A 20,572-nucleotide genomic window follows, 5' to 3' on the forward strand; every position below is an offset into this window, starting at 1 on the left:
GACATCAAATATTAAATTGCGATATAGATCTCACTTCCATAGGCTGATTTTTGTTCAACCCTAAGTGTTCTTCCCTGCAATTTCTTTGTGGATCACACATTTTTTTCTTTCTCTCAAGAGAATCATAGAATCGGTTCGAATATTGCTAAGGTTTTACTGTTGCCAGCAACTTTGCCGTGTGGCAATGCCAAACACCGGTTTGGCTCACTTCATTTCATGGCAGTGGAGAACGAGAATGAAAAAACTAGGGATAACAGGGATCACGTTGGCCGCATTGTGTGCCGCAATGCCAACAATTGCCGCCACTAACGGCCAACATCAGTTTAGCGTCGATGCCGGGTACAGCACGCTCGACAACGGTCACAGCAGCGATCAAGTCTTTACCACGACCGTGGGATACAGCTATTACTTCTCCACATTCTTGGGTGCGGATTTAGGGTATACCGGCACGCTCTCAAGCAAAGCCAAGCTCAACGACGGCAACGGAAATGACATCGAGACCCAATACGACAGTTTCTATGGGGGTGTTCGTGTAGAAGCGCCGATCATGCAGTTTGCTACCGTGTATGCGCGTGGCGGCGTCTCTTATACCCAACTCGAGGAGACGAACGTCTCGTCTTCGCCCAGCACAACCTCAACGCATTCTGGGGTGAATCCATACCTGAGTGCCGGGGCGCGCGTACAATCTGCCTTCAACCCAAATCTCGAATTCAATGCGGAAGTGACCTATCAAGATCTCGACAAAGGCTACTCCAGCACCGCCTTCAGTTTGGGCGCTCGTTTTCGAATGTAACGATTTTTGCCACAATGTGAACAAACGGTAAGCGGCTTACGCCCAGCCTTTGTTCACATACAAAAGTTAGGGTTTATTTTTCTCACCATCCGTTTAACTATAGCGATAATTACTTCAAGTCAGGTCTTAATTAAGGAGACTGCTATGATCGATATCGCTTTCTTCAGCGCAAAAACATACGACGAAGCCTCATTCAAAAAAATCGTCGATAAAAACACTTTTACGCTGCAATTCCACGACTTTCGTCTGACCAAAAAAACCGCCAAAATGGCCAAAGGCAGCAAGGTGGTGTGTGCGTTTGTGAACGACGATTTGAGTGCGACCGTGTTGGAAGAACTGTATCAAGGGGGCACTCGCCTAATCGCCATGCGCTGCGCGGGCTTTGATAAAGTGGATTTAGACGCCGCAAAACGCATTGGCATGCAGGTGGTTCGCGTACCTGCGTATTCACCAGAAGCGGTGGCAGAGCACGCGGTCGGGTTGATGATGTGTCTGAACCGCCGTTACCACAAAGCGTATCAGCGCACACGTGAGGCCAACTTCTCGTTGGAAGGCTTGGTGGGCTTTAACTTCTATGGCAAAACCGTGGGTGTGATTGGTTCAGGCAAGATTGGCATTGCAGCGATGCGTATCCTCAAAGGCCTTGGCATGAACATTCTCTGCTTTGACCCGTATGAAAACCCATTGGCCATTGAAATCGGCGCGAAATACGTTCAATTGCCGGAGCTGTATGCAAACAGCGACATCATTACGCTGCACTGCCCGATGACCAAAGAAAACTACCACCTGCTGGATGAGCAAGCGTTCGCTCAAATGAAGGATGGTGTGATGATCATCAATACCAGCCGTGGCGAATTGCTTGATTCAGTCGCAGCCATTGAAGCGCTCAAACGTGGCCGTATTGGCGCGCTGGGCTTAGACGTATACGACAACGAAAAAGATCTGTTCTTCCAAGACAAGTCGAACGATGTGATTGTAGATGACGTGTTCCGCCGCCTGTCCGCCTGCCATAACGTGCTGTTTACCGGTCATCAGGCGTTTTTGACAGAAGATGCCCTGCACAATATCGCGCAAACCACGCTTAACAACGTGCTGGCGTTTGAGCAAGGCACCAAATCTGGAAACGAATTAGTTAACTAAACTGCGCAGATGGTGCAGTAAGTCACTGGCGAGCAAGCCTCGCTCGCCAAAGGCTTTCGCGTTCTGATCGGCCGCTAAACTGTGGATCAGAACGCCCATTTTTGCCGCCTCAAACACGTTCAGGCCCTGAGCCAACAACGACACAATAATGCCGGTCAACACATCCCCCATGCCGCCCGTTGCCATGCCCGGATTGCCCGCCAGACAGACAAATATTTCTTTGCCGTCACACACCAACGTCCCCGCACCTTTCAAGACCACCACGCCGCCATATTTCTTCTGCAACGCTTTAACCGCGCTATACCGGTCGGCTTCAATGTGCGCCACTTTGGTGTCGAGCAACTTAGCCGCTTCTGCCGGATGCGGGGTGATAATGCGTTGGTGATCAAAATTGGCAGACTGCGCCAGAAAGTGCAGCGCATCCGCATCCATCACTTTCGGCTTGGTTTGGTTTTGCACTTTGTGCATGATTTGACGTGCGGTATCGTTGCGGCCAAGCCCAGGGCCAATCGCGACCACGTCACACCACAAGAGGCGCTCCTCGATCAACGATTCACTGCTCCACCCCGCGGCCATGATTTCAGGGCAAACCGACAGCAGCGGCGTGGTATTGCTCGGATGCATCAAGCTTGCCGTTAAACCACTGCCAACGCGTGCACAGGCTTGAGCCGCCAGAATAATCGCACCGCCCATGCCTTCGTTTCCCCCGACAATCACCGCTTTGCCATGGCTGCCCTTGTGCGAACAGGGTTCCCGTTTCGGCAGCAGGTGTTTGATCACTTTGGGATCCAGCGATTGAACTGTCGGCGCATTCTGCTGGCTAAAACTCTCTTCCACTCCAAGGCCCGCGAAATGCAACTCACCGACGTAATTTCGCGCTTTGCCCGTCACCAAACCTTGTTTTAAACCAATGAAGCTGACCGTGTGCTGAGCATGAATGGCCGCCCCCAACACTGCACCGGTATTGGCACATAAGCCCGAAGGAATGTCGATGGCGACGATCGGCGCAGAACAGCGGTTGAGCGTGTCGATGAGTTGCTGCATTGGCTCACGAACCGTGCCCGATAACCCCGTCCCCAACAAGCCATCAATGACCAAATCTACATCATCCGGCACCCTATCATCGATGGGGTAAACATCGCCGCCGTGATCCAACCAATGGTAATAGGCCGAAAGCGCATCGCCCTTGAGTTGCTCTGGGTCACCCATTTGCCATACCGTGACTTGCACGCCAAGTGAGCGCGCTAGGCAAGCCACAATATACCCATCGCCACCATTATTACCGCCTCCGCAACACACCAGCCAGTGGTGCGTTGCCGGGTACTGAGCGTACGCCACGGTAAACACCGCTTGCCCCGCCCGCTCCATCAAGCTGAACATCTCCAGCCCTTTGGCTTTGGCGGCCATCACTTCACCTTGTTTGACTTGTTGCGCGGTATAAAAAAGACGTGGTAGTGGCATTTGGAACCTGTCCCTGTATAAATCTAAACTTATAGTTTATACCAAAAATGGCGCATCAATGATTTGCAAACCCTATTTGTGCAACAATCCATGCGGAAATAGATAGAAAACATCGTGCCTCTACATCATCAGTCGAACGAAATAATGTAGAGGGAAATATCGAATGAAACGGGGCAACAAGAAACGGCTGCGCATGAAATCGGACAAAATAATGCGTTAGAGCGTGTTCGCCTTTAAGCAATAGCCAATCCCGCGAACCGTTTTGATACTCACATCAGGGAATCGCTCGCGAAGACGAAATATATGAGTATCCAGCGTTCTCGTTTTCATGGACTCGGAATAACCCCAAACATTTCGTAAAATTTCATCTTTTGAACACACGCGGCCAGAGTTTTCTAGCAGAAAATACAAGAGATCAAATTCTTTGGTAGATAATCGGTATTCCTTACCGTGATAAATCGTTTCCCAAGAGACACGATTTAATGTAATTGGAATTCCAGGACATATTAAGGTGGTCATTTTACTTTTTAGCGGATAGAACTTTCGAATATGGGCTCGAATGCGCGCCAATAATTCTAAACCAGAACAAGGTATATCAACAAAGTCGATTGCTCCGGCATCCAAAGTTCGGACTTTTTCACCCGTGCTAAAATTAATTCCCAGCACAACAAGCGGTAGTCGCTTACATGCCATCATCCGAGCGATGAGTGGCAAATCCTTGGTGCTGTTCATTTTCCAGATCACTAAGTCTGCATCGACCCAAGCATCCGTCTGAGGGCGGCAGTTGACGTGAGTTAAACATTCACACCCAACCATTTCTAGCCCCATGACTATCGCTTCGGTTAACGCCTCATCGTCATTGATGATCAATATTCGTTTGTTTGAAAACATTTAAAACTTCAAAATAAGCGGCATTAAAAATAGTCATGACATGATGATTTTTAATGACTAACGTCTATTCCAATATCAACTCATCATTTCATTCATATTTTACTTGAGGTGAACGAAACCACCTTTCTTCTATTTTACCTTGTTACACATGACGCCCTTGTAGGAAATTTCCGATAAACAGGGAAGAATTGTCCCGCCTATCACAGGGAATGGTTTATCTTTTATTTGAGCATGTATATGATCAAAACAATTATCACAGCCAATCATTCACGGCATAAATTTAACAGCAACGAATTCAGCTGAGTGATGGCTAAAATTCATTTACTTAAATAATAGTATTGTGAGCATAAAAAACGGATTCAAAATAAACACATTTTTAACATTTTAGCAAAGATTATATAAATAAAAATAAATCGTAAACACGACACCCAACATAACAACCAATAGGAATAGACATAAATTGCGAACAAAACATCATATTTTTCAATTTTTTCGTGAATAGATACGCCCCAAATTGTATCCAAAGACACAGTATTTAACTTATCCACAAAAAATTCGTTATCTCAAAGAGATTACATATGAAAAATATATTAATTGTTGATGATCACCCAGCAATCAGAATGGCTGTCAAAATACTCTTAGAATCGGCAGGGTATGAGGACATTCGTGAAGCAACCAACGGGGTTGACGCGGTTAAAATGGCCCATACGGAGCGTTTTGACTTGGTGATTTTGGACATTGGCATTCCACAGCTTGATGGCATGGAAGTCATGAACCGTTTAAGAAAGCTACAACCCATTCCCAAGATCTTGGTGCTCACCACACAACCCAGCGAACACTTCGCAACACGCTGTTTACATATGGGGGCATCGGGTTTTGTCTCGAAAAGTGAAGATATCACAAACATTATCGACGCTAGTCGCGCGATCTTATCCGGCCATAGTTATTTCCCGGTCGCCTCATTTCACCATCAAAATGCAGCCCTTTCTGGTCAAGAAAGTGAAATGCTGAAACTCTTGTCTGACCGAGAAATGATGGTATTGCAGCAATTGTCCCAAGGCCTCACAAACAAAGAAATTGCTGACAAAATGATCCTTAGCAATAAAACCATTAGCACGTATAAAACCCGTCTAATGGAAAAACTAGGGAGTAGTTCGCTACTGGAGTTAATTGAGTTCGCCAAAAGGAACGGTGTCGTTTAATTTATGAAAAAAATACTCGTTTTTCTCATTGTCTTATTCTCTGGCCATCTCGTTTATGCCAACGAGCACTATCAAGAACTCAAATTGTACGGTCGTGAAGAAAATCGAGTACAGTCCATTCCATTGACCAAGGAGCAGCGCGATTGGCTACGGCAAAAAAACGAAATCGTTTTAGGCACGTCAAACCCTGACCATGCTCCTTTTGACATCACCACCAGCGGCGTCGATTTTGAAGGCATTACGGCCGACTACTTAGCCTTGATCGCAAGCATGCTCGAGGTGAAAGCGACGGTCAGAGTGTATCCCAACCGAGAGCAAGCCATCCAAGCCCTCAACACTGGGGAGATCGACTTGATTGCCGGCGCCAACGCATTTGAAGTGCATCAGCAGCCGTTCTCTCTCACTCATCATTACGTTCCCGACCGCTCCGCGTTTTTTACCAAAGATCATCGCCTCACGTTTTCCAACAGCGATGACATCGATCAGCAATCGATCAGTGTCGCCAATGACTATTTGCCGAAAGAATTTCTCACCACGCTCTACCCCAACGTGGCATGGAAATTCTACCCGTCCATCAACGCCGCGCTGAGCGCATTAGCGTTTAATGAGGTCGATTACTTCTTGGGCGATCTGGTCACCACGAACTACTCGATCAACCAACAGCTTCTCAATGGGATTAAGCCCCATCGATTTATTGAGATGGCTCCCACCGGGTTTGGATTTGCCTACCGAACGTCAGATGCACTGTTGGGGGATGCCATCAATATCGCGCTGGATCACGTCACGAAAAACCAGAATCGAAGCATTCTTAAGCGCTGGAGCGCGGGCTCAAGCAGCTACTTGTACAACGACCCCATTTCACTGACCGCCGAAGAAAAGCAATGGATCAAGGAAAATCCGGTCATTAACTTCGTCACCGTCGACACCATTGCGCCGCTCTCATTCCTCGACCAAAACCAAAATTTCCAAGGTGTCTCCAAAGACATTTTGAGCATCATTAGCTACCGAACGGGTTTGAGTTTCAACGTCACCATGGCCGACTCCGTGTCCGAAGCCAATCAACAGATCATCAACGGCGAGTCCGATCTCACCATCCTCACGCCCAGTGAGAGTCGGGGGAAGGACATGCTGTTTACGCGTCCGTTTATGCAATCCAATTTGGTGTTGGTGACGCGGCATAAAAGTGCCATAAGTCGCATGTCTGACTTGGAGGGAAGGACCCTTGTCTTGGATAAGGGCAATATCATCATCGAGAAAATCAAGCGCGATTATCCAGGCATCAACATCATGATTGCGGATAACACGCTAGATTCGATGCGAGTACTCAATAGCGCAGGCGCGGATGGCACGATTACACAACAGAAAGTCGCACAATACTATGTGAATCGACTTTATGAAAAAAAACTCAAGATCGTCGATATTATCTACCCGTCGATCAATGTCAGCTTTGCGGTCTCGATGGCCAATCACCCGTTAAAGTCCATCGTAGAAAAATCCATCATGACGCTCTCCCCCGATGAGCTGTCAATTATTGCCAATAAATGGTGGAACAACGCTTATTTTAGCTCTCAAAGTTGGCGCGACTATCAGAGCCAAATTTATCTCATTGCCGCATTTCTACTGTCTTTAGGCATCATTTCCACATTTTGGAATCGACGCCTCGCCCAACAAGTGAAAGAGCGACAGGCCGCCGAAAACTCACTCAGCGCGCAGTTACAATTCATGCAATCGCTGATTAATGGCATTCCGCATCCAATCTACGTCAGAGACAATCAACTCAAACTGGTCACTTGCAACAGCCAATACTATCAAGTGTTCGGCCTCGACCGAGCTTCGGCCATTGGCAAGACGCCACAAGAAGTGAAGAAGAATTTACAAGAAGCCGTCAAGTTTGAATCGGATTATCAGCAAGTCATTCGAACCGGAGAGCCGATTCTTGTTGACCGAACCTTGCATGTTGCAGGCACTGAGCTGAGCATTTATCACTGGATTGAGCCGTATAAAGACACGGCTGGGCATTGCCTTGGGGTGATTTGTGGCTGGATCGACGTCAGCGATCGCCGCGACCTTATCGAACAGCTCACGCAAGCCAGCAAAGCAAAAACCACCTTCTTGGCGACCATGAGCCACGAAATCCGCACGCCGATGAATGCCATCATTGGTTTACTAGAGATTGCGATTAAGAAATCCCATCAAGGCCATTTCGATGTGCCCGCGTTGGAAGTCGCTTACGACTCTGCACATAATCTTCAGGTGTTAATTGGCGATATTTTGGATATTGTTCGCATCGAATCAGGCCATATCAGCATTGCCCCTCAGCGAGTCAACCTGCGGGATCTGGTGGAATCAATTACGCGTGTCTTTGATGGATTGGCGCGCCAAAAGTACATTCAGCTCGACGTGCATATCGACCCGACCATCACCCAAGATGTGTATGTTGACCCCACACGGCTCAAACAAATCCTCTCCAACTTACTGAGCAATGCAATTAAGTTTACCGATCAAGGTGGCGTCACCGTGACCGTCACCAATCATGGGCCTAGCGAGACAACGTTCACTGAACCAGAACAACAAGGCTCCATTGCCGAACGCTATAGCTTTGTGGTGAAAGACACGGGCACTGGCATCAGCGAGGAGGCGCAGCAACGCTTATTTGCACCTTTTGTACAAGTGCACAGCGATGTGGACAGACGGGGCGCAGGCCTTGGGCTGTCGATCGTTCAGTCCTTATGTAACATGATGGGTGGCACGATTGCGCTATGCAGTGAAGTGGGGGTCGGCACGCAAATTGAAGTGTCGCTCCTATTGCCCGTGCTGGAGCCTGAAGTAGCCAAGGTCACTGCCTCATTGCCGAATTTGGCGCCACAAACCCACCTGATCTCGAAAAAAGTATTGATCGTCGACGATCATGCCGCAAACCGATTATTACTCGGCGAGCAGCTCAAATTCATTGGCTATCAAGTGATCGTCGCTGACAATGGCTTTCAAGGTTTTCAAAAGTGGAAAGCACAACCGGAAATTGAAATTGTGATCACGGACTGCAACATGCCCGGAATTAACGGCTATCAATTAACTCAAAAAATACGCCAAGCCGAAGCCAAGTCAGAGCGCTATCACACACATATCATTGGTTTTACCGCCAATGCTCAGCTCGAACAGCGGCAGCGCTGTTTAGATGCCGGCATGAACGATTGCCTCTTTAAGCCACTCATCATCAACGACTTAAAAGAAGCGCTCGCTAAAATAGCCAAGCAAGTCCCCGCCTCGCCCACACTCAATGACAGTGCTTTAGGTGACGACATTCGCCAACGGATTGTCAACGAAGTGGTAAAAGAGAACGTGAATGACAAGCAACGCCTGCTGGCATCATTGGCAAATCATGATTATCAAACGCTGGGCGATATTGCGCACAAAGTGTGTGGTGCCGCTAAAATCATCAGCGAACACGACCTTGCCACCGCTTGTAAACAACTGGAACAGTTAGTGAAAACTGAGGGGGACATCGTTCATCACGATGTGCAAATGGCCGTCAATCGAATGGGTGAATTGATGGATGCGTTAGCCAAAGAGAAATAAAAATATGGTGGCTTATATCGCTATTAAGCCACCACACTTATATTGCAATCATCATCGTTATTCACTCTGGCATAATACGTTTAATATATCGCTTGAACCTTTGGGTTTCGAATAATAAAAACCTTGCGCTAAACTGCAGCCGATGTCTTTCATGAGGTTGACATGGCTGATATCTTCCACGCCTTCGACCACCAAACTCAAATGCATGTCGTTGGCCAGTGAGAGCACACTGTTGATCGCCAATTTACTGTTTGGGTTGTCATGGATACTGCGGATAAATTTAGCATCCAGTTTTATCTCGGAAAATGGAAAACTCAATAAGCGACTCAGCGATGAATGGGACACGCCGAAATCATCAATGGACAATTTAATGCCTGCGTTCGCGAGTCGAATAATATTTTCCATCACGAGCGGCGATTCAATCACATCCGACGTTTCCGTCAATTCGAGCGTGACGCAGCTGTAATCTAACGTATAGGCGTTGATTTTCTGGATCACCGTCGTCGCGAAGTTTTCGTTCAATAGCTGACGAATATCGATGTTATACGACACTTGAATCAGCTTCCCGAGTTCCATCAAGCTTTTTTGAAACGCCAGCCCGTGGGCAAAAATACTCTCAAAGAAATCATCCAATAAATCATTGTTGATGATGTCATCCATGAATAATGCGGCACTGAGTACGCCACTTTTGTGGTTGTTCCAGCGCGCCAACGCTTCCAAACCAATCAAATTGCCGGTGTTGATATTGTATTGCGGTTGATAGTGATACACGAAGTCGCCATTGAGCAGTGCAGCTCTCAACTCTTCCAACGTAAAATAGATTTCCTTCGTGCTTTGGTTGTAGACCGTTTTACCAACGGCGCCGTTGATAATTTTATCTTTGATCTGTTTCAGCGGGGAATGGACACTGATATCGCCAGAAAAACTGAAGTCAAGCAGGGAAACAAAACTGGCGATAGAACTGCACAAGGCTTCTCGCGATTCACCAATGTTGTACACGCATTTTAACGTGCAGTTGTACTTATTGATTTTGCGTAAAAATGATAACCCTTCCGCTGTTTCGGCAAGTAAATCAATAAATAGGGTGTAGATTTTCCCGTCAGACAGGATTCTGTCCAAAGCGTTATGCTCTTCTTCGATCACCACGGATCGGAAAATGCCAATTTCTTTGAGCTTTCGTCCCAACCCGAGATTATCGTCAGTTCGCCTACCCACAATGAGCGCATGCATAGTTGTATTCCTAGTTGTACAGGTAGCTACAGAATACTGCGCGGTTCACGCTAACGTTATCAGCTCCGACTGAGGGCGACTTCTCACCTTCCTATCGCTGTGTAGGATTTTTCTTATTCACCAATGTCCTTATCCACGAACAAGGAATAGTGAAAAGACGTCATGTGAACATGAGTTCACGTCCAGCATGACGACGCTCGTTGAGTGTTATTGGGATTGCTTCACGACCAGCGCTTCTGCAGTGGCATCCTGAATCGATAAAAACAGTGAGTTCACTTTGCCCGTTGGCGTGCGCATCGGGTTCAGTGTGATGTTCTGATACATAAATTCCGCTTGCTGCGTCACGGGGCGCACATTGCGACATTTAAAAAGGTAAGGACGCTGCTGCCAGGTGATAAAACTGCGGCACCCCAAATCGTAAACGGGTTTGGTTTTGAGTTTGAACCACTCTTGATGAATTTCAGGGAACAAGGTAAACAACGACTGACCAATGGCTTCGTGCGCTAACTTGCCGCTATGGTGGGTCATAAACCCGTTCCACACTTGCACGTTGTAGTCACGATCAAGCACGATCAAGCCCATATCGACGTTTTGTACCATGTCCACCATCCAGTGGAACTGTTCAAATTCTGCAGGAAGCGACAACATCAGAAATCCTCCATCAGGTACGCAAGTTTACTGTCCAGCAGTGGCAGCGATTCGTCGACAAACATAAACAATAGATCACAGCGAATGGACGTGCCTTCGATGTTGTAGCTGACTTCAAACGTCATGGTTTTCTTAAACGAGCCTGCTGTCGACTGAATCACCGAATCAATCGGAATGTGCTGCCCGAGCAACACGGGTGAACTTTGGAAAAAACGCACTTCGGCTTGTTCGCCCAGCCCGTTAAGGAACGAGCCGACCAAAATGTTGGACACATCCATCAAAAGCTCAAGCTCTTCCAACTCTTCACTGTCGGTTGGGACTTTCATCAGTTTCTTCAAATCTGCAACGCTGGAATCTGTGAGCAGCACTAACGCCTCTCCCGCAATCCCTTCGCCGCTAAACCCCTGACACACCCCCGAAACGTGAACGTTATCGGCCAAATCACGCAGTGCCATGTGTAATTCGCTCACTTCAAAGATATTGACGTTGGGTAGGGGCAATTGCACAAACACATCAAAATGACGCGCCAACGCATCAGCCGCACGACCAATCGACACGTTCGCCACTTCCATGTAGATGTCGCGGCGACGCAAAATTGGCAGCTCGATGGATACCGGGGTCACAATACGCGGCTGAGCGGCAGGCTCGACCAACGTACGAATAACCGCATTGAGGTCATCTTTGTTGATCGGTTTTTGAATGAAGGCTTTGGCCCCCAGCGCCATCACCCGTTCTTTGGCTTTGGGTTGGATATCGCCAGAAACCACCACCACTGGCGTGGTATGGCCTTTGTCACGCATCGCTTCCAACGTACCAAACCCATCGAGTTCTGGCATCGTCAAATCAAGGAACATGAGCTGGAAGTCTTGCTGTTCAAGGGTGCTCAGCGCTTCCAGGCCATGCACAGCAAAGGTGATCTCTGCATTTAACGATGCAGGAAGAGAGCGGGCCATCTGCTTTCGGGCCAACGCCGAGTCATCGCAGATGAGTACTGAATACGACATATCATCACCTTCTCGTTCTCATTTTGGGTTTACCCTAAAGTGTATACCTAATTTCGTGAGAGAGGCTAGAATACAGCGCTTAATTATTGATAAATAGGATGATTCCTACTTGCTAGTAATTTGGCCAAATCATCAACAGAATGATTCTCAGCACGAAGGCACACACCATCATCGCAATGCCCAGTCGATACCATTTGTATTCAGCAATCGTCATGGGAATGCGTTTATAAAACATCGTCGCCACACCTTTCCAGTCGTGACTGCGTTTCCCGTACTGAGTAATGCCAGTGAGCACAAACAAAATGCCGCCAATCAGCAGGCCTTTTTCAATCAAAAACAGTGCGGTTTCCATCGTTCATCGTCCTTTATTTACTGCATCAAAGAGAGTGTATAAATAAACGCGGACGCTGACTGTAGAACTATAGTCGAAGAAAGCGCCAAGGGTTGCACGCCATGCCCCGGTTGCCAGCCCAAGATCATCGACGTAAAAAAGAGGCCTTGCGGCCTCTTTTTAATGATTGATTGGTGCGATCGGATTAATGATGCAATGTGGGTTTTGGCACCACCGTGATGCTGTCTCGATAGCTGAACCACAAGTAGCTCACCACAATCGAGAAGAACAAATACGACAGCGCAAAAATAATGGGCGACGTAATCAGTTGTGCAGAGAGCCCCCAAGCCACGCCTAGGACCGTCACACCTACTTTGGCTAACAGGCCACAAACCAGCAGAAAAACGGCCAGTTCAGGAAATCGCGTGCTGCGGAAGGCAAACCAGTAACAGCTACCAACCGCCAAGGCGGCAACAGACAAGCCAAGCATGAAAGAGTGGAAATGTTCAGCGGAGGCGACCCCTGCCGAGACTGATGCCATCATGATCAATAACAGTTTCATAATCTGCCTACCTTAGTTACAGAAAGCATCCTTTCAAATTTGGAATCTCACTTTTTGTCTATTTTCTCGCATCAAATAATTATTTCAAGGTCAAAAAAGCAACAAAAAATAAACAGAATGTTGAGACGAAGTGTTTGTTAAATAGACGTTAAAACAAACCAAACTCCACTTATCGATTTACCAGTCACTTCGGGACTAATGATTTGCAAAACTTGACATTTTGAAACAAAAAATTAACCACAAATTTTTTATGATTAATGTTTTCAAATTGTGACAAAGGCACAGTTTGCGCTCGAAGAAAAACTTCAGATTGCAAAAATGGAAAAACTCAGTGGGCACGCCGCCTGCAAACCGTGCGTGGTAAAACACCATAACAGTTGAGTCCATCACACTTCTCACCTATTGATGAATCGAACAGCACGCGATTTCTCGTCTTCATTCGAACACTCTGATACGTTTGCGCCACCGAACGTTAACCCCATAATGACTTCATGCCGTCACAGTATCGAATCAACAAAATTGTTGAGATTGGCGACACACTCCACCGCAGCGGATGCGCCCCTTACAAAGTCGAGAAATACACTCAATTTTATGCCCAAAAGCATGGCGTGGATGTCATGATTCAAGCCACGCCAACCACCATCAACTATCAATTTCCCGATGACAACAACACGGTGGTGATGAAGCGACTCAAACCTGCATCCATTAACTTGAGCTTGCTGGCCAATACCATCATTCGCATCAACCAACCCAGTCACGAGCCGGTTCCTGAGCCCATCGGCTATTCAAAATGGATTATCGCGCTGGCCAACATGGGCATTCCGCCCGCCTACTTGATGCTGGTCGGCAGCACCTTAGAAGCAGTGATGATTTCAGTGGTGTTGGGCTTGCTGGTGTGGGTCAGTCAGTTGGTGTGCCATTCAAGACGTGCCATCGCGGTTGAATTTGTGGCCGCGCTCATCACAGGCATCTTAGTCGCGTTTTTAGCCAGCACTGGCTTACCCATCCCGGTGTGGGCGCTGTGCGTGGCCGCCGTGATCTTGTTTGTGCCCGGCTTGTCCATTGCGAACTCATTGGAGTGTTTGGCCTTTAACGACTTGGTTTCAGGCACCAGCTTATTTGGCCAGAGTGCCTTAACGCTGATTAAGCTGTTTGTCGGTATTGTGATTGGCTTAAATATCGGTGAAGCGATTTGGGGACAAGCCCCCGCAACCACCTATCGCAACGAAGTGCCATTGGCATTGCACATCTGTGGCCTCTTCTTGCTCTCCGTGTCGATTGGTGTGTTGTTTAATGCGCGTCCCAAAGACATTTTGCTCGGTTTACCCGTGGCCGTACTGGGGATGTGGGGGCCGTTTTATCTCGGTTTTGATGCTGGCTGGGTGGTTGGGACTTGGGTCACGACGGTGTTGATTACGCTGTATGGCACATGGCTGGCAAAGAAAATGGAGCTCACTGGCTCCATCTATATCGTGCAGGGGATCATCATTTTGGTACCGGGCAGCCGCGTCTTGATCAGCGCCAGTCAGTCGGTGTTTGAACAATCGATTCTGCCGATCCCAAGCATTGGCCTGTCAGCTCTGTTTATGTTCTCGGCAATTGTGGCGGGCCAAGTCACCGCCTATTCGATATATTCACCCAAAGTCGAACGTTGATATTACCAAACGTGGATATTGCCGAACGTGAACGCTGATCGTTCGTCTTTAGCGGTCATCGGCTGCCTCTTTGGTCGCTGCGTTTCAGCCACACGTTTCAGCCACACAATGAAAGAAAGAGCCCTAGTCGAAAGTTACTGTTAAGCAGCTTTTGAATAGGGCTCTTTGCCTCTATGTTTCATTTTACGGCTGAAACTACCTTTGCCTTTTTTCGCTTTCTCTACGCGTTGCTTGAACAGTTGACTGGTGACAACCGCTTTCAAGGCGTTGTCTTTAATCGTGCCTCGACCAAACTCGGTGTCCATCACCGGGTTGTCACGAGACGTCTTTGATGACTGGCTCATCATGGCCTCCTTTAGATTGGTTTGACTACAGATGACACCGTTGGTGACACTGTCGTTGGATGACATTATTCCGATGCATATTTTGCGCTGAATTATTGGCGTGTCAATGGTTCAGCCGCCTCTCCGAGCACCATTTTTAATACTGAGTACATGCTTAATTACATAGAAATGAAGCATGGAGCAAAAATTTGCACAAAATCCAAAAAAGCTTTTCGAGTGAAGTCAAGATTCGATTGACAACCCTACGGATTGCTCTAGACTCATTAGCAGCTAGAAATGAAGTTCTTTGTATACACATTCGTTGGATTACTTGTAACTCCCGTCGTGTCGTACGCAATAGCAATCTACTTTTCCACGCTATCCGCGCCGTAATCGGCCACATATTTAAATATATTTTTTAGGATACACACTATGTCAACTCCAGTTACTGGTACCGTTAAATGGTTCAACGAAACTAAAGGCTTCGGTTTCATCAAACAAGAAAATGGTCCTGACGTTTTTGCTCACTTCAGCGCAATCCAAGGCGACGGTTTCCGTACTCTTGCTGAAGGTCAAAAAGTTGAGTTCGTAATCACTCAAGGCCAAAAAGGTCCTCAAGCAGAAAGCATCAAACTTCTGTAATTGACTTTCCGAATTTTAATAGCCAGCTTATAGCTGGCTATTTTCGTTATTGGGCCATCCTTTTTCGGTTCCAACTCCTACTTTTTCTTCTCAGTTTTAGCGTGAGCCGTATTCATGGCATTGAAACCAACCATTTATAAATTCCGTATCGCTCTGACGGACATGAACCGTGATCATTACGATACACTTAACCTGACCGTTGCCCTGCATCCTTCGGAGACTGAAGAACGCATGATGGCACGCGTATTGGCCTACTGCCTGAACGCCCATCCGCAATTGCAGTTTACAAAAGGCATTTCCACCGCCAACGAACCCGATATCTGGCAACAGGATTTATCCGGTCATCATGAACTGTGGATTGAATTGGGTGAACCGGATGTGGAGCGAGTGAAAAAAGCCACCCGTCTCGCTGACACCGTGAAAGTGTACACCTATCAAAATCGCTCAGACATCTGGTGGCAACAAAACAAAGGCAAGCTTGGCTACCTCAAGGCCGAGATTGTTCGCTTCGACCCAGAAGCGATCAGCGCCATGGCGCAACATCCTAAACGCACCGTGGACCTGTCGGTCATGGTGACAGGTCACACGCTGTTTGTGGAAGGTGATTTAGAGAGCCACGAGATCAACTTCGACCTACTGCAATCGCTACCGGACTAAACGGTCACTGTTTTCTGATCGGTCATTGTTTCGCAGACATCAAACTTTTGGAATGGCCGGAACGATCATCACTAGCGATAGTGATGATTTTCCGGCAACATAAGGCGCAAAAATTAGTCTTCAAAATAAACAGATCAGCAATATGTCACTCATTTGTTGATCCATAAAAGTCAGTTTTCCCCGGCTTTGGGACTCCAAATGATTGCACGGCTTATCAACCAAAATCTTCAGTTAACCCACGATGATGAACAGTATCGGCGTATCTATCTCAATTGCGCATCAGCGTTACTGCTCGCAGCAAACAACGTCTTCTTTCTGTTCTACAACACCGTGATCGACTTCTATCCCCCTTTGATCTATGCCCACCTGGTCACGTTTGCAGTAGTGTGCCTCAGTCAATACCTGTTGTTCGTCAAACGCAAAACGCGTACGTCCGCCTTGTTACTCACCTGTGTGATCGCCCTACTGACCCATTTCTACATGTTTGATGAGGGCAACCGAGAATACGCATTGATTTTTGGCCTCATCACGCCCGTGGTCGCCATTGCTTTATTGCCCCGCAAAATCTCGCTGCCGTTTATTGCTGTCCAGTTTGCCGTCTTTAATGGCTTGATACTCTCCAACATGCAGACCTGGCAACCCATCGAAGACAACGTTGCCAGTTACATTAATCTGGTGGTGGTCTGGATAACGTTGGCGCTCATCATTTGGTATTTTGATGCCAGCCGTCTGCACGCATATCGCAAAATGAATGAAGCGAATCTCAAGCTGGAAAAGCTCGCGATGACCGATTCACTTACAGGTGTCTTCAACCGTCATTACATCGAAAGACGCATTGCTCACAGCACGCGTCCATTTCATGTGGCGATGATTGATGTCGACAACTTTAAGTTGGTTAACGACCAGTTCGGTCATGTCGCAGGCGATGGCGTGCTTAAAGGCATCGCCGATGTGCTGAAGCAATCCTTTGCCAATATTGGCATCGTGGGACGTTGGGGCGGCGAAGAATTCATCGTATTGTTGACTGAGGGCAGTGATGAGGACATCTATCGTTTAACGGAGCAAGCACGCGCCAAAGTAGCCACCACTCCGTTTGGGATTCAAGCCCCCGTGTCCATCAGTATTGGTTTGGCGCACCATGATCTCGGGGATTACGAAGCCACATTACGTAAAGTTGACAAAGCGCTTTATAGCGCCAAATCGGAAGGCAAAAACCGCATTGTGTCGATGCTCCAATACGAAGATATCCAACACCAAGGTTAACGCTTCCTCAAGCGTTCTCCTGCCAGCAGGTGTTAGACGCCCTCCCGAGCACGCATCACACAGACGTCACGAGCACAAAAGGCCCATACGGGCCTTTTTCATCGCTTGAGTCGTTGGTATTGAATGGCGCGCTGGACACGACAACCGACCTTACGCATTAAGCGTTAAGCGTAGCGTGGGGGCCAAACACTTCGTAGTGTATACGCTCGCCACTCACGCCCAAGGACATCAGTTGTTTGACGATGCTTTCCATGAACGCCAATGGACCACATAGGTAAAAATCGGCCTCAGCCAGCGGTAAATCCACGGCGTTGAGATCCATCGCACCCCGGCGCGATTTTCCCTGTTGACCGTCGAGGTACCAAATGTGCTGCTGCCACTTTTGGGCTGCAATCAGGGTCGCCGTTTCATCCACAAACGAATGTTGCGCAGGAGAATTGCAAGCATGCAAATACGTCACAGACGGCTTATCGCCCTGCGCCAGCGTTTGTAGCATCGCTTGTACGGGCGTTGCGCCTACACCAGCGGAGATCAACACCACAGGCCGCTCACGTTCAACGTAGAAGAAATCCCCCGCGGGTGCGTACAAAAATACGCTGTCACCTGTCTGCACATGATCGTGCAGGTAGTTCGATACCAGCCCTTCCACCTCACTGCCTACGCCTTCGCGTTTCACTGAAATGCGGTAATCCTTGCCATTCGCGGCCTGCGACAGTGAGTACTGACGAATCTCTTTGTATGCGCTGTCCGTCGGTGTCACCTCTATCCCGATGTACTGCCCCGGTTGGTAGTCCAGCACCGGCTGACCATCTTTCGGCACCAGCATGAAACTGGTGACCAACTCAGATTCCACGCGTTTGTCGGCCACGATAAATTCACGTGCGTTTGCCCAGCCGCCCGCCGCGTGTTTACGCTGTAGGTACAACTCCCCTTCGCGGTCGATAAACACTTGGGCGAGAAACAGATACGCCGCCGTCCACGCCTCTTCAACCTCGCGTGTAAACGCTTCGGGAGCCAGCTCACGCAGAGTTTCAATCAGGTGATGCCCCACAATTTGGTAATGCTCTGGCTGAATGTTAAAACTGGTGTGTTTGTGCGCGATTCGCTCTACCGCCGCGGTTAATGCCGCCAAATTTTCAATGTGTTTGGCGTACGCAGCAATCGCTTCAAACAGCGCGACACTTTGACGCCCCGTTTTCTGGTGCGTCATATTGAAGATGTCTTTCAGTTCCGGATTGTGATGAAACATACGCTGATAAAAATGCTGTGTCAGAGCCGGGCCGGCCGACTCCAGCAATGGAATGGTGCTTTTAATTACAGCAATCGTGTGGTTGTTGAGCATAAATCCAAATCTCCTCACTCTCGGATAATGGTATTAAAGGTGGCTACAGCCACTCTGTTTGAGGTCAAGCATGACTTTCTCAATCTGACATTGCACTATCCGTACCAACAAGCATAAAAAAATATCTTATTGATTTTAATTAATTTATCTAAATACCTACCTCTTTATTCGTGTCAAATTAACCCTTTTCAATCAGGTCACTTTGACACTAAACTATCCAAAACGAACAGTTGGACGCAACGATGCAAGATTTCTCTATTTCAACCTTAGTCGACATGACCATTGGTTTGGCGAGCGGGCTCAATGATGAAGACCGTTTCAACCGCCTGCTCGATGCGGTACGAAAAACCATTCAGTGCGATTGCGTGGCGCTGATGTCCCTGCAAGGCGACACCTTGGTGCCACTGGCCATGCAAGGGCTCACGCGGGATACGCTCGGCCGTCGCTTTTTGATTCACGAACACCCGCGCCTTGATCAAATCTGCGCCTCCACCACGCCGGTGCGCTTTGACGCAGACAGCCCACTACCCGACCCGTTTGATGGCCTGTTGATGGATCACGATGATGACCTGCCGATGCACTCGTGTATGGGATTACCCTTGATCTTCGGTGACACGCTGCTGGGCGTACTCACGCTCGATAGCCTCATGCCCAATGCGTTTGAGCACATTCCATTGCGCAGCTTAGAAGTGCTCGCGGCCATCGCGGCCTCAACCCTCAAAATGGCGCTGACGTTTTCTCAGTTAGAAACGCAAGCCAAGCAAACGCAGCAACGCTTGGAAGAGCTCAATGAAGAGGCATGGGTGCGAGATGGCGGCGAAATCATCGGCTCCAGTGAAGCCATGCAAGTGATGAAAGCAGACTTGGAAGTGGTAGCACCGTCGAATTTTAATATTCTGATCCACGGTGAAACAGGCGTGGGGAAAGAGCTGGTTGCCCGCACGATTCATCATCTCTCTCCCCGCAAACGTCAGCCGCTGATTTACGTCAACTGCGCCGCAATTCCCGAGAATCTGGTGGAAAGCGAACTGTTTGGCCACGTGAAAGGCGCCTTTACCGGCGCGGATCGCAATCGCCTGGGTAAGTTTGCCTTGGCCGATGGCGGCACGCTGTTTTTGGATGAAATTGGCGAACTGCCACTGGCGGCGCAAAGCAAAATTTTGCGGGCGCTGCAAAACAACGAAATTCAGCCTGTGGGTCAGGATCAGGTCCAAACCATCAATGTGCGAATTCTGGCCGCCACCAACCGCGATTTAAAACAAGAAGTCGACGCCGGACGCTTTCGCGCCGACCTGTATCACCGCCTCAGTGTCTACCCGATTCACGTGCCGCCGCTGCGCGAGCGCAATGGCGACGTGACGTTGCTGGCGGGCTACTTTCTGGAAGTCGCGCGGCGCAAACTGGGGATCGTACAACTGAAGATTCATCAGCAAGCGTTGAGTCATCTGATTTACTACACTTGGCCGGGCAACGTGCGAGAGTTGGAACATGTCATCAATCGCGCGGCTTTGAAAGCACGTGCCAAGCACCCGATGCAAACGCTCATCACCGTGAGCGCCGAAGACATTGGCGTGTTGGAAGGTGATGCACACACCCCCGCCAAAGCGGTGCCATCTGCCCAAACTGAGTCGGTGATTGATTTGTCGAAAGGGTTACGTGACGCCACCGATGACTTTCAGCGCCGCCTTGTCAGTGAAGCGCTGACGCAAGCCGAATTCAACTGGGCAAAAGCCGGGCGATTGCTGCAAGTCGACCGAGCCAACTTAACACGCTTGGCAAAACGCTTGGGCATCAACGTCACCAAAACCCATAAGATTGAACCCCGTTAACTCGGGCGCACAAAAAAGGGATA

Annotated in this window: 17 protein-coding genes and 1 pseudogene; 9 read left to right on the forward strand and 9 right to left on the reverse strand. The window is 48.4% G+C overall.

The window, feature by feature from the left end:
• Window positions 1-235 precede the first annotated feature (235 nt).
• Together ACS18Q_RS20700 and ACS18Q_RS20705 are read left to right on the forward strand one after the other, a co-directional pair.
• Entirely contained in the window at window positions 236-793 is a 558-nt protein-coding gene (locus ACS18Q_RS20700) for an outer membrane beta-barrel protein (RefSeq protein WP_038151681.1), read from the forward strand.
• Window positions 794-937: 144 nt separating this feature from the next.
• Window positions 938-1,933 carry a 2-hydroxyacid dehydrogenase gene (locus ACS18Q_RS20705; RefSeq protein ID WP_004727099.1) on the forward strand — a complete coding sequence of 332 codons (996 nt, stop codon included), beginning with the start codon at window positions 938-940 and terminating at the stop codon, window positions 1,931-1,933.
• On the opposite strand, the gene ACS18Q_RS20710 is transcribed toward ACS18Q_RS20705, so the two are convergent.
• Together ACS18Q_RS20710 and ACS18Q_RS20715 are read right to left on the reverse strand one after the other, a co-directional pair.
• The gene (locus ACS18Q_RS20710; RefSeq protein WP_441257803.1) at window positions 1,922-3,394 is read right to left on the reverse strand and encodes an NAD(P)H-hydrate dehydratase; all 1,473 of its coding nucleotides are present in this window, start codon (window positions 3,392-3,394) and stop codon (window positions 1,922-1,924) included. The two genes, ACS18Q_RS20705 and ACS18Q_RS20710, sit on opposite strands and share 12 nt — an antisense overlap.
• Before the next feature lie 216 nt (window positions 3,395-3,610).
• A complete protein-coding gene (locus ACS18Q_RS20715; protein WP_014257641.1) occupies window positions 3,611-4,285 on the reverse strand; it encodes a response regulator transcription factor in 675 nt (224 codons plus the stop codon).
• A gap of 578 nt (window positions 4,286-4,863) precedes the next feature.
• On the opposite strand from ACS18Q_RS20715, the gene ACS18Q_RS20720 reads away from it, so the two are divergent.
• Entirely contained in the window at window positions 4,864-5,487 is a 624-nt protein-coding gene (locus ACS18Q_RS20720) for a response regulator transcription factor (protein ID WP_014257642.1), read from the forward strand.
• A 3-nt stretch (window positions 5,488-5,490) separates the two neighbouring features.
• Window positions 5,491-9,063 carry an ATP-binding protein gene (locus ACS18Q_RS20725; RefSeq protein ID WP_441257804.1) on the forward strand — a complete coding sequence of 1,191 codons (3,573 nt, stop codon included), beginning with the start codon at window positions 5,491-5,493 and terminating at the stop codon, window positions 9,061-9,063.
• Window positions 9,064-9,120: 57 nt separating this feature from the next.
• On the opposite strand, the gene ACS18Q_RS20730 is transcribed toward ACS18Q_RS20725, so the two are convergent.
• The 5 genes from ACS18Q_RS20730 to ACS18Q_RS20750 form a co-directional block, all read right to left on the reverse strand.
• Window positions 9,121-10,293, reverse strand: coding sequence for an EAL domain-containing protein (locus ACS18Q_RS20730; RefSeq protein WP_014257644.1), 1,173 nt, complete (start codon window positions 10,291-10,293; stop codon window positions 9,121-9,123).
• Between the two features lie 207 nt (window positions 10,294-10,500).
• Window positions 10,501-10,941: a PAS domain-containing protein gene (locus tag ACS18Q_RS20735; RefSeq protein WP_004727104.1), complete on the reverse strand. Its 441-nt coding sequence runs from the start codon at window positions 10,939-10,941 to the stop codon at window positions 10,501-10,503.
• Window positions 10,941-11,945, reverse strand: coding sequence for a response regulator (locus ACS18Q_RS20740; protein WP_004727105.1), 1,005 nt, complete (start codon window positions 11,943-11,945; stop codon window positions 10,941-10,943). Before ACS18Q_RS20740 ends, ACS18Q_RS20735 begins: the two co-directional genes overlap by 1 nt.
• Before the next feature lie 112 nt (window positions 11,946-12,057).
• The gene (locus tag ACS18Q_RS20745; RefSeq protein WP_055465582.1) at window positions 12,058-12,297 is read right to left on the reverse strand and encodes a hypothetical protein; all 240 of its coding nucleotides are present in this window, start codon (window positions 12,295-12,297) and stop codon (window positions 12,058-12,060) included.
• A 184-nt stretch (window positions 12,298-12,481) separates the two neighbouring features.
• The gene (locus ACS18Q_RS20750; RefSeq protein WP_004727107.1) at window positions 12,482-12,838 is read right to left on the reverse strand and encodes a hypothetical protein; all 357 of its coding nucleotides are present in this window, start codon (window positions 12,836-12,838) and stop codon (window positions 12,482-12,484) included.
• 491 nt (window positions 12,839-13,329) lie between these two features.
• On the opposite strand from ACS18Q_RS20750, the gene ACS18Q_RS20755 reads away from it, so the two are divergent.
• Window positions 13,330-14,493 carry a threonine/serine exporter family protein gene (locus tag ACS18Q_RS20755; RefSeq protein WP_004727108.1) on the forward strand — a complete coding sequence of 388 codons (1,164 nt, stop codon included), beginning with the start codon at window positions 13,330-13,332 and terminating at the stop codon, window positions 14,491-14,493.
• A 149-nt stretch (window positions 14,494-14,642) separates the two neighbouring features.
• Here the strand turns inward: ACS18Q_RS20755 and ACS18Q_RS20760 are convergent.
• Window positions 14,643-14,840: pseudogene (locus tag ACS18Q_RS20760) on the reverse strand (alternative ribosome-rescue factor A); the annotation flags it as partial.
• A 408-nt stretch (window positions 14,841-15,248) separates the two neighbouring features.
• Here ACS18Q_RS20760 and ACS18Q_RS20765 point away from each other — a divergent pair.
• The 3 genes from ACS18Q_RS20765 (at window position 15,249) to ACS18Q_RS20775 (ending at window position 17,378) form a co-directional block, all read left to right on the forward strand.
• Entirely contained in the window at window positions 15,249-15,458 is a 210-nt protein-coding gene (locus ACS18Q_RS20765) for a cold-shock protein (protein WP_004727110.1), read from the forward strand.
• Between the two features lie 114 nt (window positions 15,459-15,572).
• A complete protein-coding gene (locus tag ACS18Q_RS20770; protein WP_004727111.1) occupies window positions 15,573-16,115 on the forward strand; it encodes a YaeQ family protein in 543 nt (180 codons plus the stop codon).
• A 198-nt stretch (window positions 16,116-16,313) separates the two neighbouring features.
• Complete coding sequence (locus ACS18Q_RS20775) at window positions 16,314-17,378, forward strand: GGDEF domain-containing protein (RefSeq protein WP_441257805.1); 1,065 nt, start codon at window positions 16,314-16,316, stop codon at window positions 17,376-17,378.
• 157 nt (window positions 17,379-17,535) lie between these two features.
• Here ACS18Q_RS20775 and hmpA read toward each other — a convergent pair whose 3' ends face one another.
• Entirely contained in the window at window positions 17,536-18,720 is a 1,185-nt protein-coding gene (gene hmpA / locus ACS18Q_RS20780; protein WP_441257806.1) for an NO-inducible flavohemoprotein, read from the reverse strand.
• A 242-nt stretch (window positions 18,721-18,962) separates the two neighbouring features.
• Here hmpA and norR point away from each other — a divergent pair, with 242 nt between their 5' ends.
• Window positions 18,963-20,549, forward strand: coding sequence for a nitric oxide reductase transcriptional regulator NorR (norR, locus tag ACS18Q_RS20785; RefSeq protein ID WP_441257807.1), 1,587 nt, complete (start codon window positions 18,963-18,965; stop codon window positions 20,547-20,549).
• Window positions 20,550-20,572: the final 23 nt, after the last annotated feature.

Origin of the sequence: Vibrio sp. Vf1514 (assembly GCF_052076135.1) — a bacterium.
Classification (GTDB): domain Bacteria; phylum Pseudomonadota; class Gammaproteobacteria; order Enterobacterales; family Vibrionaceae; genus Vibrio; species Vibrio furnissii.